14 protein-coding genes are annotated in these 16,872 nt (G+C 44.8%); 10 read left to right on the forward strand and 4 right to left on the reverse strand.

Annotated features, from left to right (window positions below; translation table 11 throughout):
- Positions 1 to 174: 174 nt before the first annotated feature.
- A complete protein-coding gene (lpdA, locus tag L0U88_RS08960; RefSeq protein ID WP_234865706.1) occupies positions 175 to 1,578 on the reverse strand; it encodes a dihydrolipoyl dehydrogenase in 1,404 nt (467 codons plus the stop codon).
- A gap of 79 nt (positions 1,579 to 1,657) precedes the next feature.
- Entirely contained in the window at positions 1,658 to 3,331 is a 1,674-nt protein-coding gene (locus L0U88_RS08965; protein ID WP_234865707.1) for a DEAD/DEAH box helicase, read from the reverse strand.
- Between the two features lie 52 nt (positions 3,332 to 3,383).
- On the opposite strand from L0U88_RS08965, the gene bshB1 reads away from it, so the two are divergent.
- The 7 genes from bshB1 (at position 3,384) to L0U88_RS09000 (ending at position 11,067) form a co-directional block, all read left to right on the forward strand.
- The gene (gene bshB1 / locus L0U88_RS08970; RefSeq protein ID WP_234865708.1) at positions 3,384 to 4,121 is read left to right on the forward strand and encodes a bacillithiol biosynthesis deacetylase BshB1; all 738 of its coding nucleotides are present in this window, start codon (positions 3,384 to 3,386) and stop codon (positions 4,119 to 4,121) included.
- A 94-nt stretch (positions 4,122 to 4,215) separates the two neighbouring features.
- A complete protein-coding gene (locus L0U88_RS08975; protein ID WP_234865709.1) occupies positions 4,216 to 5,283 on the forward strand; it encodes a fatty acid desaturase family protein in 1,068 nt (355 codons plus the stop codon).
- 44 nt (positions 5,284 to 5,327) lie between these two features.
- Positions 5,328 to 6,203, forward strand: coding sequence for a carbon-nitrogen hydrolase (locus L0U88_RS08980; RefSeq protein WP_234865710.1), 876 nt, complete (start codon positions 5,328 to 5,330; stop codon positions 6,201 to 6,203).
- Positions 6,193 to 7,248, forward strand: coding sequence for an agmatine deiminase family protein (locus L0U88_RS08985; protein ID WP_234865711.1), 1,056 nt, complete (start codon positions 6,193 to 6,195; stop codon positions 7,246 to 7,248). Before L0U88_RS08980 ends, L0U88_RS08985 begins: the two co-directional genes overlap by 11 nt.
- A gap of 109 nt (positions 7,249 to 7,357) precedes the next feature.
- Positions 7,358 to 7,684 carry a PadR family transcriptional regulator gene (locus L0U88_RS08990; RefSeq protein ID WP_234865712.1) on the forward strand — a complete coding sequence of 109 codons (327 nt, stop codon included), beginning with the start codon at positions 7,358 to 7,360 and terminating at the stop codon, positions 7,682 to 7,684.
- Entirely contained in the window at positions 7,681 to 10,290 is a 2,610-nt protein-coding gene (locus L0U88_RS08995) for an ABC transporter permease (protein WP_234865713.1), read from the forward strand. Before L0U88_RS08990 ends, L0U88_RS08995 begins: the two co-directional genes overlap by 4 nt.
- Before the next feature lie 267 nt (positions 10,291 to 10,557).
- A complete protein-coding gene (locus L0U88_RS09000) occupies positions 10,558 to 11,067 on the forward strand; it encodes a fasciclin domain-containing protein (RefSeq protein WP_289623306.1) in 510 nt (169 codons plus the stop codon).
- A gap of 6 nt (positions 11,068 to 11,073) precedes the next feature.
- On the opposite strand, the gene L0U88_RS09005 is transcribed toward L0U88_RS09000, so the two are convergent.
- On the reverse strand, positions 11,074 to 11,661 hold the full coding sequence (locus L0U88_RS09005; protein ID WP_234865714.1) for a methyltransferase: 588 nt from the start codon (positions 11,659 to 11,661) through the stop codon (positions 11,074 to 11,076).
- Between the two features lie 152 nt (positions 11,662 to 11,813).
- Here L0U88_RS09005 and L0U88_RS09010 point away from each other — a divergent pair, with 152 nt between their 5' ends.
- The 3 genes from L0U88_RS09010 to L0U88_RS09020 all read left to right on the forward strand — a co-directional run bounded on the left by L0U88_RS09010 (position 11,814) and on the right by L0U88_RS09020 (position 15,541).
- Positions 11,814 to 12,968, forward strand: a complete 1,155-nt coding sequence (locus L0U88_RS09010; RefSeq protein WP_234865715.1) for an acyl-CoA dehydrogenase — start codon at positions 11,814 to 11,816, stop codon at positions 12,966 to 12,968.
- A 161-nt stretch (positions 12,969 to 13,129) separates the two neighbouring features.
- Positions 13,130 to 13,804, forward strand: coding sequence for a YggS family pyridoxal phosphate-dependent enzyme (locus L0U88_RS09015; protein WP_234865716.1), 675 nt, complete (start codon positions 13,130 to 13,132; stop codon positions 13,802 to 13,804).
- A 57-nt stretch (positions 13,805 to 13,861) separates the two neighbouring features.
- A complete protein-coding gene (locus L0U88_RS09020; protein ID WP_234865717.1) occupies positions 13,862 to 15,541 on the forward strand; it encodes a glutamine--tRNA ligase/YqeY domain fusion protein in 1,680 nt (559 codons plus the stop codon).
- Here L0U88_RS09020 and L0U88_RS09025 read toward each other — a convergent pair.
- A complete protein-coding gene (locus L0U88_RS09025; RefSeq protein ID WP_234865718.1) occupies positions 15,538 to 16,872 on the reverse strand; it encodes an amidohydrolase in 1,335 nt (444 codons plus the stop codon). The two genes, L0U88_RS09020 and L0U88_RS09025, sit on opposite strands and share 4 nt — an antisense overlap.

Genomic DNA, 16,872 nt, shown 5'->3' on the forward strand with positions numbered 1-16,872 from the left:
CTATATCCTAACCCTATAAAACTAAAAAAAACCTTGATTGTCAGATGAAGTCCTAACTATTACAAGAAAAGGCTGCACTCAACAAGTGCAGCCTTTTGTTATTATGTTCCTTTCGTCTCACATCTCACATCTCACATCTCACATCTGACGTCTCACGTCTCACGTCTCACTTTCCTACAGATGAATCGCTTCTCCATACGCCACTTCAATCGCGTCCTTGATTCCTTCAGAGATGGTGGGGTGGGGGTGGATGCTGTTCAGCACTTCGTGGTAGGTGGTCTCCAGTTTGCGGGCCACCACGGTTTCTGCAATCATTTCGGTTACATTGTATCCGATCATGTGCGTACCTAACCACTCGCCATACTTGGCATCGAAAATCACTTTAACAAATCCTTCCGTAGCACCGGCAGCCTGCGCTTTACCGGAAACGCTCAGCGGGAATTTACCCACCTTGATTTCATAACCGGCTTCTTTCGCTGCTTTCTCTGTATAACCAACAGAAGCGATCTCCGGAGTACAATAAGTACATCCCGGAACATTGTTATAATCCAGGGCTTCCGGCTGATGATGGTATTTCTTCTCAGCATAGCCGATATTCTCCGCACAAATGATTCCTTCTTTGGAAGCTACGTGCGCCAATGCTTGTCCTGGTACACAATCTCCTATCGCATAGATACCTGGAACACTTGTCTGGTAGAACTTATCTACCACAATTCTTCCCTTATCTGTTTTGATGCCATTTTCTTCCAGGCCAATTCCTTCGATATTGGCTACCACTCCAGCTGCACTCAGTACGATATCCGCTTCCAGTGTCACTTCCCCATTTGGAGTTTTCACTTTTGCTTTTACACCTGTGCCGGATGTGTCAACTGATTCAACGGATGAATTTGTCATCACCTCAATGCCGGATTTTTTATACGACTTCTCGAGTTCTTTGGAGATATCTTCATCTTCCACCGGAACAATGCGGGGCATGAATTCAACGATGGTCACTTTTGTTCCCATGCTGTTGTAGAAATACGCGAACTCCACACCAATGGCGCCACTTCCTACTACAATCATGCTCTTGGGCTGCTGTGGCAATACCATTGCTTCGCGATAGCCGATCACTTTTTTACCATCCTGCTTAAGGCTTGGCAATTCACGACTGCGACCACCGGTTGCGATGATGATGTGTTTGGCTTCCACTACTTCTTTGGTGCCATCCGCCTTGCTTACTTCCACTTTACCTTTTGACTGTACCTTTCCGAAGCCCATGATCACATCGATCTTGTTCTTCTTCATCAGGAATTGTACACCCTTACTCATCTTATCAGCAACGCCACGACTGCGTTTAATTACTTTTTCAAAGTTGTGCTTTCCACTTGCTTCGATCCCATAGGCTTCCGCATGTTTGATGTATTCCATTACCTGCGCACTTTTCAGCAATGCCTTGGTAGGAATACAACCCCAGTTCAGACAAACTCCTCCCAGGCTTTCCTTTTCAATAACGGCTGTTTTAAACCCTAACTGTGAAGCACGGATAGCGGCCACATAACCACCAGGTCCACTACCGATCACAACAACGTCGTATGCCATAATCTATATTTTAATTGTAGGTTGATATTTTGTTATCTGATCTGCGAAACTAACTTAGAAGCCCCAAATCGCCAAACCACTACCGATTGGCATCGTTCATGCGGATCTTGCGACCCTTGTACGTCTTCCCGTCAATCGCTTTGATCATCTTGGATGCGGCAGCTTTGTCTACTTCAATCCAGCTGTTCATTTCCTTCATATCAATACGGCCCAGAGAATCTTTACGCAAATCACTCATGTCCAGAATGAACTGAAGAAAACTGGCTTTATAGAACCCATCTTTCGTGCCAAGATTCACAAAAAGCTTGGTGGTATTGGCCGGACCTTCAAAGCTCCTTCCACGACCCGCATCTCTGTCCCGGCGTTGTCCATCACCTCTACTGCCGAATTCTCTACCAACCTGCTGGCGACTTCTGCTGCGGTCTTCGCGTATGTTCAGGTCCTCCGCATTTTCATAATATTTCAGGAAACGGTCAAATTCCATGGCAGCCACCCGCTTCAGAATATCTTCCTTACTCATGTCGGCAAACTTCTCTTCCAGCATGGGCACATAGGTTTCATAATTACCATGACTGATATCTGTTTCCAGCAGTTTATCCATGAAGTAGAAAAATTGCTTCCTGCATACGTCTTTGCCGGTTGGAATTTCCAGTTTATTAAATGGCGCCTGAACAATTTTTTCAATCTGGCGGAGACGGAAAGTCTCACGGCTATGCACAATCGACATACAGATACCGGTTTTTCCGGCACGACCAGTACGGCCGCTTCTGTGGGTATATACTTCTATGTCGTCGGGCAATTCGTAGTTGATCACATGCGTGATTTCTTTAACATCAATACCACGAGCAGCCACATCAGTTGCAATCAGCAACTGCAGGCTCTTGTCGCGGAACTGGCCCATCACTTTATCCCGTTGTGCCTGGGTAAGGTCGCCATGCAGGGCATCGATATCATAGCCTTCACGTGTCAGCTTTTCCGCTATTTCCTGAGCATCCAGTTTGGTGCGGGTAAAGATGATACCATACATACCCGGGTTGAAATCGATCAGGCGTTTCAGTGCTTCATAACGGTGTTGTGCAGACGTTATGTAGTATTGGTGATCAATGTTTTTGTTTGCTGTGTTCACCTTTCCAACCTGCACTTCTTTCGGATCATTCATGTACCGCTTGCTTACCTTCTTGATTTCAGGTGGCATAGTGGCGCTGAACAACCAGGTGCTTTCGCGTTGGGGAGTATTCTTCAGAATGAATTCAATATCATCCTGGAAGCCCATGTTCAGCATTTCATCAGCTTCATCCAGCACAACATATTTGATCTGTTCGAGATTGATTGCTTTTCTCTCGATCAGGTCGATCAAACGACCTGGGGTTGCCACTACAATCTGAACACCGCGTTTAATATCGCGGATCTGTGCACCAATGGAAGTTCCTCCATAAACCGCCATCATATTGATGGAAGTTTTGAACTTTTTGAACAATTCCATTTCTGTTACAATCTGCATGCAGAGTTCGCGGGTTGGACAAACAACCAGCGCCTGCGGGTATTTATCGGTAGTGGAAATCAGCTGTAAAAGGGGTAATCCAAAAGCTGCCGTTTTACCGGTGCCGGTTTGTGCAAGTCCCACTAAATCAGTGGTTCCGCTAAGAAGAATAGGAATCGCTTTTTCCTGAATCGGGGTAGGGTTTACAAATCCAAGGGCCGTCGTCGCTTTAACCAATTGCTCATCAAGTCCTAACCCATCAAATGTTATCATATATCAAAATTTGCGCAAAGGTAGGATATTAAACCCACTACATTTGCACATTATGAAACTAGACCTATTGGCAATCGGTGTCCATCCAGACGATGTAGAGCTGGGCTGTTCGGGCACTATCATCAACGAAATTCGAAAAGGAAAGAAGGTTGGAATCGTGGATCTGACACAGGGAGAGCTCGGTACCCGGGGAACCATCGAAACCCGCTATGCCGAGGCTGCGGAAGCCTCCCGGATCATGGGAATTCATGCAAGGGAAAACCTGAAAATGCGGGATGGTTTTTTTGCCAATGATGAAAAACATCAGTTGGAATTGATCCGCATCATCCGTAAATACCAGCCAGAGATTGTATTGGCAAATGCACTGGAGGATCGCCATCCGGACCATGGAAGGGCAGGTAAACTGATTGCGGATGCCTGTTTCCTTGCGGGATTGATCAAGATAGAAACCAGAGACGAGGAAGGCAGGATCCAGGACCGCTGGCGGCCTAAATATGTGTTGCATTATATACAGGACCGCTTGCAGGAGCCGGATCTGCTGGTAGATATTTCCGATGTATTTGAGCAGCGGATGAAAGCAATCGAAGCCTATTCCACCCAGTTTTACAATCCGGATATGGAAACAGAGGGCCCCGCAACCTATATCTCAACACCTGATTTCAGGGAGTCGGTTGTAGCCCGGGCCCGGATGCTTGGAAAACGAATCGGTGTTCGTTACGCGGAAGGGTTCACAACACAGAAAACATTGGGAATCAGTAGCCTGGATGCACTGATCCAAAATGAGACATAAGATTAACAGTTTAAAGACTAAACACAAGTGAAATGCGTGAAGGTTTTTTGTACCTTCACGCATTAATTTTTTATTTCGAACCTGTTATTTTCTCATGGTTACTCCAAAGTTTAGTTCTTCTGCCCAATCCTTTCATGCAGAATTGAAAAGACGTATCAATCAGTATTTTGAAGAAAAAGGAAAGTCCACCACCGGCAACATGACCTTGTATACCAAGGCGATAATTCTGTTGGTTGCTTTTGTTTTTACCTATGTGCACCTGGTGTTTTTTACGCCGGTAACCTGGGTAGCGATCCTCGAATGCCTGCTTTTAGGCGGTATTGTAGCAGCGATCGGTTTTAACATCATGCACGACGGTGCGCACGGAAGTTTCAGCAAATACAAATGGCTGAACCAGGTAGCTGCTTTCTCCCTGAATGTATTGGGCGGCAGCAGCTTTATGTGGAATGTAAAACACAATGTGATCCACCACGCCTATACCAATGTGGATGGCTTGGACGACGATATTGATATCCAGCCATGGATGCGGATGAGTACAACTCAGCCCAAATATAAATTCCATAAGTACCAGCACATTTACTTCTGGTTTTTGTATGCGCTGTTGTACATCCTCTGGATTTTTGTGCTCGATTACAGTAAGTATTTCGCGAGCAAAATCGGAAGTATGCCACTGAAGAAAATGAAGCTCGGTGATCATATCACCTTCTGGGCATTCAAAGTGTTCAATCTATTCCTGTATGTAGGGTTGCCAATTTACATGGTAGGGTTCCTGCCCTGGCTGGTAGGGTTCCTGGTGTTCACCATGTTTGCCGGACTGGTACTAAGTATCGTATTCCAGCTGGCGCATACAGTTGAGCATACTGCTTTCCCGGTTCCGGATGTGAATACCGGCAGACTGGAAGATGAGTGGGCTGTACACCAGTTGAAAACCACAGCTAATTTCGCAACCAATAACAAACTGGTTTGCTGGTTGGTAGGCGGATTGAATTTCCAGGTGGAACATCATCTCTTCCCAAAGATTTCACATGTGCATTATCCGGAGATCAGTAAGATCATCAAGAAGGCTTGCGCTGAGTATGGTATTCCTTACATTGAGTATCCGAAAACAAGACTGGCGATCGCTTCGCATGTATCCTTCCTGAAGCAGATGGGACGTTCCTGATAGTCGGGAACTCTTCTTACATTTGGCGCTCTAAATTCTACTGAATGTCAACTGTAAGGGTGGGAATGGTACAAATGAGTTGTACCGCCAAAAAGGAAGAAAATTTACAAAAAGCCATAGCGGGAGTTAAACAGGCTGCTGAGAAAGGCGCACAGATCGTCTGCCTCCAGGAACTGTTTACCTCCCTTTATTTTTGTGATGTGGAAGACTATGCCAATTTTGAATTGGCGGAACCTATACCCGGACCATCAACTGACCGGCTCAGTTCAGTTGCTAAAGAGTTGGGCGTGGTAATCATTGCCAGCCTCTTTGAGAAAAGAGCACAGGGATTGTATCACAATACAACAGCAGTGCTGGATGCGGATGGAACCTACCTGGGCAAGTACCGCAAAATGCATATCCCGGATGATCCGGCTTATTACGAGAAATTTTACTTTACGCCGGGAGATCTCGGATATAAAATCTTCAAAACCAAATTTGCAACCTTCGGTGTTTTGATCTGCTGGGATCAGTGGTACCCGGAAGCAGCGAGAATAACTGCTTTGATGGGCGCAGAGATCCTGTTTTATCCCACGGCAATCGGCTGGGCCACTTCACAGGATGAAGCCACCAATACCGAGCAATACAATGCCTGGCAGACCATTCAAAGGAGCCATGCTGTTGCCAATGGCGTACATGTGGTAAGTGTGAACCGCGTTGGATTTGAACAGGACGGCGCCATGAAATTCTGGGGAGGATCCTTTGTCAGCAATCCATTTGGTACCGTATTGTACCAGGCATCGCACGAACAGGAAGAAGTGCAGGTAATGGAGATTGATTTGTCCAAAACGGACCGGTACCGGACGCACTGGCCTTTTATGCGCGACAGAAGAATTGATTCCTATCAGCCCATCACCAAAAGATATATCGATGAATCTTAAGACACCGGCAGAACTGGGTTATTATTTTCCTGCTGAATTTGAGTTGCACCGCGCTACCTGGCTAAGTTGGCCGCATAAGGAAGCCAGCTGGCCGGGAAAAATTCATACGATTTTCCCTTACTACGCTGAGTTTGTAAAATGGCTGGCCAAAAGTGAACGAGTATGCATCAACGTTAGAGATGAGGCCATGAAGGCGTTTGCCCTTTCGCATCTCGAAAAAGCCGGTGTTGATTTGTCGCAGGTGGATTTCTTTTTCTTTCCCACCAATGATGCCTGGTGCCGGGATCATGGTCCGGCTTTTTTGCTCAACCCGACGCTGGAGCAACCGAAAGCGGTTGTGGATTGGGGTTATAATGCATGGGGAGGGAAGTATCCTCCTTTTGATCTGGACGATGTGATACCAACCCGAATCGCGGAACATTTTGGACTCCCGGTTTTTCATCCGGGCATTGTGATGGAAGGAGGTTCGGTGGAGTTTAATGGAAAGGGAACAGTAATGACAAGTACGGCCTGTTTACTGAATCCGAATCGCAACCCTTCTCTGAACCAGGAAAAGATTGAATGGTATTTGCAGCAATATTATGGCGTGCAGCAGGTATTGTGGGTTGATGAGGGTATCGTTGGAGATGATACTGATGGTCATATTGATGATACGGTTCGCTTTGTGAATGAAGACACGGTATTAACGGTGATTGAAGAAAACAAAGCAGATGAGAATTATGAGCTGTTGCAGACCAATCTGAAGCAGCTGCTGCAGATGCGCCTACTCAATGGTAAGCAATTGAATATTGTAGAATTACCCATGCCGGATGAACTGGTATATGACGACCAGCGGTTGCCTTGTTCTTATGCCAATTTCTACATCGCGAACAACTATGTGATTGTTCCCACCTTTCGTTGTACAAAAGACGACCGCGCATTACAGATCATACAGGGTTGCTTCCCCGACCGCGAGGTTATCGGGATAGATTCCACTGAGATCATCTGGGGTCTGGGAAGTTTTCATTGTTTGAGCCAGCAGGAACCAATGGAACTGAGAAGTTAGAAGTGAGAATTATGAAGTAGGAAGTGGGATTCGTCCCGGGTACTTTTATTTCCTTAACAAATGTGAATTTAATAAATTATATTTACATTTGTTAAGGAAATATTCTTTTATGAAACATCCAAGTTTAGGGGAATTTGAGGAACTGGTTTTATTAACAGTAGCAGCGCTGCATGATACTGCATATGGTGTATCTATTCTTGAAAATCTGGAAGCTGAGCTGGGTAAACAAGTTAGTATTAGCGCCATCCATGTTAGTTTAAAACGGATGGAGGAAAAGGGCTTTCTCAACTCCAGGTTCGGGGGCATAACAGATGAAAGGGGAGGTAGACGTAAGAAGTATTATGTTATAACTGCATTGGGGAAACGTATGCTGGATGAACAATATGCACTGCGAACCAATCTTTATAAGCGAATTCCTTCAATCTCTTTTAAATGAGAAAAGTACCCAAAAGCGCGGTTTCCTTTCTGCGGTGGTTTTGCCGGGAGGATTATATCGAAGAAATCGAAGGCGACTTACTGGAGGTTTTTTTCAGGCAAGAACAGTTCTCTCCACGTTTGGCAAAACTTGCCTTCTGGATTAATGTGCTGATGCATTTTAGACCGGCTTTTATAAAGAAGGTGAATATATTTCAACCAATACCTTTTTTGCTTATAAAATACCACATAAAAATTGGATGGCGGAGAATAAGGAGCAATAGTTTTTTTTCTGCAATCAATGTAATCGGACTGTCAATTGCATTGCTTTGTTGCATAGCCATTACACTTTATGTGTATGATGAATATCAATTCGACCGATTTCATAAAAACCTTCCACAGTTGTATAGGGTTGTGGAAAAGCAAAATCAGGCAGGTGTGTTGTATGATGTTGCAAGCACACCAGGACCATTGGGACCCGCAATGGAGATTGATTTTCCGGAAGTACAACAAGTCTGCAGATTTGGAAGAACTATTGGAAGTTTGCACTACGGTGAAAAACAGCTTGAACCAAAGGATATTCGTTATACAGATAATTCGATTTTTTCCATGTTTGATTTCCGCCTGCTTAAAGGGGATCAACAGCGTGTATTAACTAATCCGGAAGAAGTTGTAATAACCGAATCTACAGCAATCCGGATTTGGGGTGAAGAATGGAGGTTGCAACCAGACGTAATTGGAAGCACCATTACATTAACATCCTGGGGAAAGGAGTTTCCCTTACGTGTAACAGGAATTGCTGAAGATCCTCCAGTTCATTCGCATATTCAGTTCTCCGTATTACTTTCATTTAAAGCGCTTGAAGGAACGGATTATTTCACCTGGGATAATAATGCCTACAGTACCTACCTGTTGTTGGACCCTGATGTACAACAACAGGAATTCAATACTAAACTTCGCACGTATATTGACAGATACTCTGAATATGGATCTGAAAACGAAGCAAGAACATTGCGTCTTCAACCCATGAAAGATATTTACTTGTTTTCTGATTTTGATTTTGGTACAAATGATGCAAAGGCAGGTAATATTGTAGCACTGCGTATTTTTTCGATTGCAGCAATAATGATATTTGTAATTGCCATTTTTAATTTTATTAATCTCTGTACTGCGAAAAGTCTAAACCGGTCAAAGGAAGTCGGCGTTCGCAAAATTATGGGTGCTAACCGAGGGCAATTGATTTCACAATACCTGGTTGAAGCTTCTATGCTTTCCGGAATTGCAGTTGTTGTTTCGCTAATGCTGGTACAGCTTTTTCTTCCGTTCATAAATGCTATTTCAGGAAAACAGGTTGCATTACCCTGGCTTAATCCAGGATTCTGGTGCCTGGTAGTCTTGTTTTCAGTAGTTGTAGGAATTCTGGCAGGTATCTATCCTGCATTCTATTTATCGCGTACTAGATCCGGCATTAAGAGCAATGCAGGATATTCAACCGGATTTAAAAGTCCCTTACGGAAATTACTTGTTGTGGGGCAGTTTAGCCTTGCCGTACTATTCATGATTGCATCAATCATCATTTTCCGGCAATTACAATTTATGCAGGAAAAAGAGCTTGGCTTTAACCAGGACCAATTGATTTATGTTACGTTGAAAAATGAGCTTCGCCAGAAGGCCGGGCTGTTAAAAAACGAATTAAAAAAGATGCCTGGAATTACGGAGGTAGTACCAACTTCCAGTAACCTGGTGGATGCAAACAGTTCAACTACCCAGATTAGCTGGGAAGGTCAGCTCACTACAGATGAATTTTTGATTACCCAAGTAAATACAGATGCTGATATGCTGCCTGCAATGGGAATACAGTTGCAAGCCGGAAGAAATTTTTATGAAGATGGATCAGATTCAGGTTCCTATATAATCAACGAGTCGGCAGCTAAGAGAATGGGTTGGACGGCTGAATCAGCTATAGGGAAAAAGTTGAGTTTGTGGAATGCAGAGGGAAAAGTAATAGGTGTAGTGAATGATTTTCATTTTCAACCGCTCACACGGGCAATAGAACCTTTTTTATTCCGTAGTTGGATGGACCAGCCCTATTCGGGTCTGTTGATTAAAATAGAAGCCGGACAGGTAGCTGCAGCATTAACCAGCATTGAAGAACAATACAAAAAGTTGGAAAGGAATAGCACCTTACAGTTTCAGTTTTTAGACCAGGCAATTTCCCAACAATATTTTCTTCAACAGAAAACGAGTAAGCTGGTGCTGATTTGTACAATATTGGCTGTCTTTATATCCTGTTTAGGTTTATTTGGTTTGGCAATGTATGCTGCGGAACAAAGGCAACGTGAAATTGGTATCCGAAAAGTATTGGGTGCAAGCATACTGAATATTGTAAACTTATTGACAAGTGATATCGTTCGTCTAGTAATGATATCCATTCTTATAGCTGTGCCGGTTGCTTATTGGTGTATGAACAAATGGATACAAGACTTTGCGTACCGTATTGAACTGGATGCATGGCTTTTTTTAGTTGCCAGCCTTTCTATAATGTTGATTGCATTCATTACTGTTTCCTTCCAATCCATTCGGGCGGCATTGATGAATCCGGTTAAAAGTATCAAAGTAGTATCCTGATTATTTTAAATGGAAATTTCTGTTCATTCATCTGCAACGATTGAATGCAATATTCTGAACACAGCATAAAATATTGTCAAATGCCTGGGATTTATGTAAATTTTTTTGCGCTTTCGCAACCTTGGCTGGTTTTTTGGGTTATGCTTTCCTGAATAACCTACAACTAGCAGAACACCAGGGCCCGGTGAAATTATTTCAGTCAATCATGTTATCCACCAAGAGTGGGTAAGAAACGGGTAATTAATCTCAACAATTAAAAAACATTTTATGAAAAAGTTTTTCCTTTTCATGGTAATCGGTGCTGCCTCTATTTTTTCAGCAAACGCACAAAGTAAAGACATCGTTGGAGTGGCTGCAGGAAGTGCAGATCACAGCACGCTGGTGGCCGCTGTTAAAGCAGCTGATTTAGTAGGAACCTTGCAGGGAGCCGGACCTTTCACTGTATTCGCTCCGACCAATGCGGCATTTGGCAAATTGCCATCTGGAACTGTAGATGGCCTGTTAAAGCCTGAGGCAAAGCCGGCACTTACTAAAATCCTTACCTATCATGTAGTAGCCGGTAAACTGGATGCTGCTGCAGTAGTAAAAGCCATCCAGGCAGGTGGCGGCAAAGCTGTATTGTCGACTGTAAGCGGTGGCAAACTGACAGCTACACTGGATGGAGGTAAAGTAAAACTGACCGATGAAAACGGTGGAACTTCCTGGGTAACTGCAACCGATCTGCAAGCAACCAATGGAGTAATCCACGTGATAGATAGTGTGGTATTGCCTAAGTAAGTCGCACTATTTTTCCATTCGGATAAATAATTCAGCATCTTTCCGGGGAGGTATGGAGTTGTAACAAGGCTCCATACTTCTCCGGCTGAATGTTGAAGCAAAAAGTTGCTCATATTCTTCTTTAGATCCTCCAAATGGCGGTCCCCCTTCAAAAGCCCTGTTAAAGAGTACCCCCACCAGCTTTCCGCCGGGAGCAAGTAATGAAAACATTTTGTCTACATACTGAGAGCGCAGAGATGGATCCAGCGCACAAAAGAAAGTCTGTTCAATTATGATATCATAGACCCCCTGGTGTTCAAAAAAATCACCGGTAATGATGGTAAGCTCTTTGCCAACATGGGGTGCAAACTTTTTAGCGAGTACAGCTGTCAGCTCCGGCGCAATATCAATGACTGTAATATGCTGAAATCCTTTCTCCAATAAGTAAGCTACTTCATAAGCATTACCACAACCCGGAATTAAGATTCGTTTATTCTTATCCGTTAGCTGATCAAAATAATTCGTAAGGGGAGGGGATGCATAACCAATGTCCCAACCGGTTTCCGCATTGCGGTAACGATTGTTCCAATAGTTGCTGTCAAGTATGGTAGCCATTTTTCAAAGCTACTATATCCCTTCAAATTAGGGCATTAAGTAGTTGACAATTAAATAGTTGCAAAACGAACCAATTTTTTTACAAAAAATAGCTAACAATCGTTAGTTGAACAGGTTTTTCGGTTATTTTTGCTCCACTTTAAGCGTATCCGATGCAGTTTCAGTTGACAGAAGAACAATTGATGATTCAAAAAGCGGCCCGGGATTTTGCACAGCAACAATGTTTGCCGGGTGTGATTGAGCGCGACGAAAAACAACAGTTTCCCAAAGAGCAGATTCTGCAATTGGCAGAACTCGGTTTCATGGGAATGATGGTTGATCCAGCCTATGGCGGTGCCGGAATGGATACCATCAGTTATGTGCTGGCAATGGAAGAGATCAGTAAAGTGGATGCCAGTGTGAGTGTTTGTATGAGCGTAAACAACAGCCTGGTGTGCTGGGGATTGGAAACTTTTGGAACAGAAGAACAGAAGCAAAAATACCTGACCCCATTGGCTCAGGGAAAAAAGGATGGCGACTTGTATATCGGGGCCTTTTTGTTAAGTGAACCGGAAGCAGGAAGTGATGCCACTTCACAACGTACCACAGCGGAAGACAAAGGTGATTACTACCTGTTGAATGGTACTAAAAACTGGATCACCAATGGATCATCTGCCTCTGTTTACCTCGTGATTGCGCAAACAGATGTTGCCAAAGGTTCTTCCGGCATTAATGCCTTTATCGTTGAAAAAAACTGGCCCGGCGTAAGTGTTGGTGCCAAAGAAAATAAAATGGGGATCCGCGGCAGTGACACACACAGTATCTCTTTTTCAGATGTAAAAGTGCCAAAGGAAAACCGGATTGGTGCGGATGGATTTGGATTTAAATTTGCCATGAAAACCCTTGCGGGTGGTCGAATTGGAATTGCCGCCCAGGCCCTTGGAATCGCAAGTGGTGCCTATGAATTGTCTGTTGCGTATGCCAAACAGCGGAAAGCATTTGGTAAGGAGATCATGCACCACCAGGCTATTCAGTTCAAACTGGCGGATATGGCTACCAAAGTGGAAGCAGCCCGTCTCTTATGTCTGAAAGCGGCCTGGGAAAAGGATAACGGTATCGACTATACGACAAGTAGTTCAATGGCCAAAGTGTATGCCTCCGAAGCAGCTATGTGGATCAGCACGGAAGCTGTACAGGTACATGGTGGCTATGGTTATGTTAAGGAATATCACGTTGAGCGATTGATGCGCGACGCCAAGATTACCCAGATCTATGAGGGTACATCCGAAGTACAACGCATTGTAATTGGTCGCTCCGTACTAAAATAGGTTTGGTTTTGCTTGCTTGAGCGCCACTTCGAAAGAAGGGCGCTTTTTTTGTGAGATGTCAGACGTGAGACGTGAGACATTCCCGTCTCCTTTTTCCCGTCTCCTTTCCCCCTCTTCTCACGTCTCACGTCTGACGTCTCACCTTTTCGTACCTTCGCACCATGTCTGTCAACCTTACTCAATACCAGAAAATTAACAAGGAATGTGCTGCTGCAAATGCGTTGCTTGTGGCAGTGAGCAAGATCAAGCCGGTGTCGGATATCAAAGCTTTGTACGATGCGGGGCAGCGTGATTTTGGAGAAAATTATGTGCAGGAACTGGTTGATAAACAGGCACAGTTACCGGAAGATATTCGCTGGCATTTTATCGGACACCTGCAATCCAACAAGGTGAAATACATTGTTCCCTTTGTATACCTCATCCATGGGGTGGACAGTCTCAAACTTCTAAAGGAAATCAGTAAGCAGGCAGTAAAGCTCAACCGGCGCGTGAATTGCCTGCTCCAGGTTCACATCGCGCAGGAAGAAACCAAATTTGGTCTGGATGAGGCAGAGTTACAGGAACTTGTGGCATCCGTTTCCGCTAGTCCGGAGGCGTTTGAAGGGGTTCAAATTCGAGGGTTGATGGGAATGGCTTCCTTTACCGAAAACGAGGCGCAAATCCGCCAGGAATTCAGGCAATTGACAGAGTGGGCGAACAAATACCTGCCGGCGATCCTTCCTGATAACAATAGTAAAATACTGAGCTTTGGAATGAGTGGCGACTATACCATCGCGCTGGAAGAAGGCTCCACCCTGGTTCGAATCGGCAGTCTGCTTTTTGGTGCCCGCAACTAAGGATTTTATCCTCCGCGAAAAGGCCGTAAATTCGCCCTTCCAAAGGAATCATTACGTATGAGCGACATCAAGAAAGAAGAAGAGAAAGGCCTCAATTTTATTGAAGAGATCATTGAAGCAGATTTAGCTGCCGGAAAATACAATTCCATCATCACCCGTTTTCCCCCGGAACCTAATGGGTATCTTCATATCGGGCATGCTTCCAGCATCTGCCTGAATTTCGGTCTCACCCTGAAGTACCCAGGTTATACCAATCTCCGGTTTGATGATACCAATCCGGTTACTGAAGACACGGAATATGTGGAAAGCATTAAAGAGGATATCAAATGGCTGGGTTTTACCTGGAAAAATGAACTCTATGCGTCTGATTATTTTGATCAGCTCTACACATTTGCAATAAAACTCATTAACAAGGGATTGGCCTATGTAGATGATTCTACTTCTGAAGAGATCGCTGCCATGAAAGGTACTACCACCCAGCCTGGCGTGAATAGCCCTTATCGGGATCGGTCTGTAGAAGAAAACCTGGAGTTATTCGCCCGTATGAAAGCTGGTGAATTTCCGGATGGGAGTCGCACGCTGAGGGCAAAAATCGATATGGCACATCCCAACATGATCATGCGCGATCCGGTGCTTTATCGGATTAAACATGCTCATCACCACCGTACAGGTGATGCCTGGTGTATTTATCCGATGTATGATTTTGCGCATGGTCAATCGGATTCCATAGAGGAAGTAACACACTCTCTGTGTACCATGGAATTTGTACCACACCGTGAACTGTATGACTGGTGTATAGAAAAACTGGAGATTTATCCTTCCCATCAATATGAATTTGCCCGTCGTAACCTGAACTACACGGTTACGAGTAAACGAAAATTGCTGCAACTCGTAAATGAAAAACATGTTACGGGTTGGGATGACCCGCGTATGCCTACTATTTCCGGTTTGCGCAGAAGAGGTTATACTCCTTTCAGTATCCGCGATTTCTGCGACCGCATCGGTATTGCAAAACGGGAGAATATGATTGATGTATCCCTCCTGGAATTTTGTGTACGGGAAGACCTGAATAAAAGTGCACTGCGCCGCATGGTGGTTTTTGATCCGTTAAAAGTGATCCTTACGAATTATCCCGAAGGGCAGGAGGAATTGCTGCAAAGTGAAGACAATCCGGAAGCGGAAACAATTACACACAGGGATATCCCATTCTGCAGGGAATTGTATATCGAACGCGAAGACTTTATGGAAGTACCACCAAAGAAGTTCTTCAGACTCGCACCCGGACAAATGGTGCGCCTTAAAAGTGCCTACATCATCCGTTGCGATGAAGTAGTGAAAAATGATGCAGGAACTATTACCGAACTGCATTGTTCGTATATCCCTGAGAGTAAGAGTGGCTCCGATACATCCGGTATTAATGTAAAAGGCACCCTGCATTGGGTAAGTGCCAAACACGCGGTATCTGCAGAAGTAAGATTATATGATCGGCTGTTCAGAGTGGAAGATCCTTCCAGTGAAGAAGGCGATTTCAAATCCTATATCAACCCCGATTCATTACAGGTGATCGATCACGTTTATGCAGAGCCTGCTTTGCTCAAATCCAGTTTTGACGAGCGTTACCAGTTCCTGCGTAAAGGTTATTTCTGCCTGGATAAAGATACCAGTGAAGAAAAACTGGTCTTCAACCGCACGGTAACATTGAAAGATGCCTGGGCGAAAGAGCAGAAAAAGGGTTAAAACCCTTTTTTTGCTGGTGCCTGTTTCTGTTTCGCCTGGAGATTGGCATAATCAAATACCAGGTGGCAGAAAGCTTTTACACCTACATCCAGTTGACTGTCATCAATGAAGAAATCCGGTGTATGATGGCCCGGTGCTTTAGCAGGATCGGTACCAACCGGCATGCCTCCCAAATTGAAAAACAGGGCAGGGGCTTTCTCACCAAAGAAGGAGAAATCTTCAGCGCCGGTAGTCCAGGATTGTGTTTGCACTTTATCCTTTCCCGCTGCTTTCTGAAGTGATGGTGCCATCATGGCTGTCAGGCTGGAATCATTATCGGTAACCAGGGTTTTGGTGTCAATATCTACTTCCACAGTTGCACCACTGGCTTCTGCAATCTTTTCAGCAGTTTTTTTGATGCGTGCATGCACATCGCGCTGCATTTCGGCATCCAGCGTACGAATGGTGCCTTCCAGTATTGCTTCCTCGGGAATGATATTGCTGCGTACGCCGCTATGGAATTTACCTACGGTAATCACCACCGGTGCTTTGACAATATTTTCCTGGCGACTCACAATTGTCTGCAATCCTGCTATGATTTGAGTTCCCACAACAATCGGATCAATGCTGCCCCAGGGAGCAGAACCATGTGCCTGTTTGCCTTTCACTTTGATGGTGAACCAGTCGGAGGATGCCATAAACGGCCCTGGCTTGTATCTGATACTGCCACTTTCTGTATTGGATGAAATATGCAAACCGAAAATCGCATCTACTTTGGGATTGTCCATCACGCCTTCTTTCACCATTAATGGTGCGCCGCCTTCTTCCTCACCGGGCGGACCTTCTTCTGCAGGCTGAAAAATGAACTTCACAGTTCCTGCAATGTCTTTTTTCATGGCAGCCAATACCTCTGCCGTACCCATCAGGATGGCCACATGGCTGTCATGCCCACAGGCATGCATAACCGATACTTCCTGCCCAAGATAATCTGCTTTCTGGGTTGATTTAAAGGGCAGGTCCACTCTTTCTTCCACAGGCAGGGCATCCATGTCTGCGCGCAGGGCAATCACAGGGCCGGGTTTGCCTCCTTTTAAGAGTCCCACTACTCCTGTTTTTGCTACTTTATCCTGTACTTCAATGCCAAGGGAACGCAGGTGATTCGCGATGTATTCCATTGTTTTGAATTCGCGATTGCTCAGCTCGGGATATTGGTGGATATGCCGCCGCCATTCAATCACTTTGGGCAGAACCTGTTTGGCTTTCGCCTGGATGGTTGCATCCAGGTTACTTTGTGCCCCGGCTGTCAGGCAGAAGCTGGAAGCTGCGAGCAGAAGGGTAAGAAATCGAACCAT

It is taken from the genome of Flavihumibacter fluminis, assembly GCF_021491375.1.
In the GTDB taxonomy this organism is placed as follows: Bacteria; Bacteroidota; Bacteroidia; order Chitinophagales; family Chitinophagaceae; genus Flavihumibacter; species Flavihumibacter fluminis.

Excerpts from the sequence above, each read along its gene's own strand:
- lpdA (WP_234865706.1), bottom strand. The coding sequence starts at position 1,578 with ATGGCATACGACGTTGTTGTGATCGGTAGTGGACCTGGTGGTTATGTG.
- L0U88_RS08965 (WP_234865707.1), bottom strand. The coding sequence starts at position 3,331 with ATGATAACATTTGATGGGTTAGGACTTGATGAGCAATTGGTTAAAGCG.
- bshB1 (WP_234865708.1), top strand. The coding sequence starts at position 3,384 with ATGAAACTAGACCTATTGGCAATCGGTGTCCATCCAGACGATGTAGAG.
- L0U88_RS08975 (WP_234865709.1), top strand. The coding sequence starts at position 4,216 with ATGGTTACTCCAAAGTTTAGTTCTTCTGCCCAATCCTTTCATGCAGAA.
- L0U88_RS08980 (WP_234865710.1), top strand. The coding sequence starts at position 5,328 with ATGTCAACTGTAAGGGTGGGAATGGTACAAATGAGTTGTACCGCCAAA.
- L0U88_RS08985 (WP_234865711.1), top strand. The coding sequence starts at position 6,193 with ATGAATCTTAAGACACCGGCAGAACTGGGTTATTATTTTCCTGCTGAA.
- L0U88_RS08990 (WP_234865712.1), top strand. The coding sequence starts at position 7,358 with ATGAAACATCCAAGTTTAGGGGAATTTGAGGAACTGGTTTTATTAACA.
- L0U88_RS08995 (WP_234865713.1), top strand. The coding sequence starts at position 7,681 with ATGAGAAAAGTACCCAAAAGCGCGGTTTCCTTTCTGCGGTGGTTTTGC.
- L0U88_RS09000 (WP_289623306.1), top strand. The coding sequence starts at position 10,558 with ATGAAAAAGTTTTTCCTTTTCATGGTAATCGGTGCTGCCTCTATTTTT.
- L0U88_RS09005 (WP_234865714.1), bottom strand. The coding sequence starts at position 11,661 with ATGGCTACCATACTTGACAGCAACTATTGGAACAATCGTTACCGCAAT.
- L0U88_RS09010 (WP_234865715.1), top strand. The coding sequence starts at position 11,814 with ATGCAGTTTCAGTTGACAGAAGAACAATTGATGATTCAAAAAGCGGCC.
- L0U88_RS09015 (WP_234865716.1), top strand. The coding sequence starts at position 13,130 with ATGTCTGTCAACCTTACTCAATACCAGAAAATTAACAAGGAATGTGCT.
- L0U88_RS09020 (WP_234865717.1), top strand. The coding sequence starts at position 13,862 with ATGAGCGACATCAAGAAAGAAGAAGAGAAAGGCCTCAATTTTATTGAA.
- L0U88_RS09025 (WP_234865718.1), bottom strand. The coding sequence starts at position 16,872 with ATGGTTCGATTTCTTACCCTTCTGCTCGCAGCTTCCAGCTTCTGCCTG.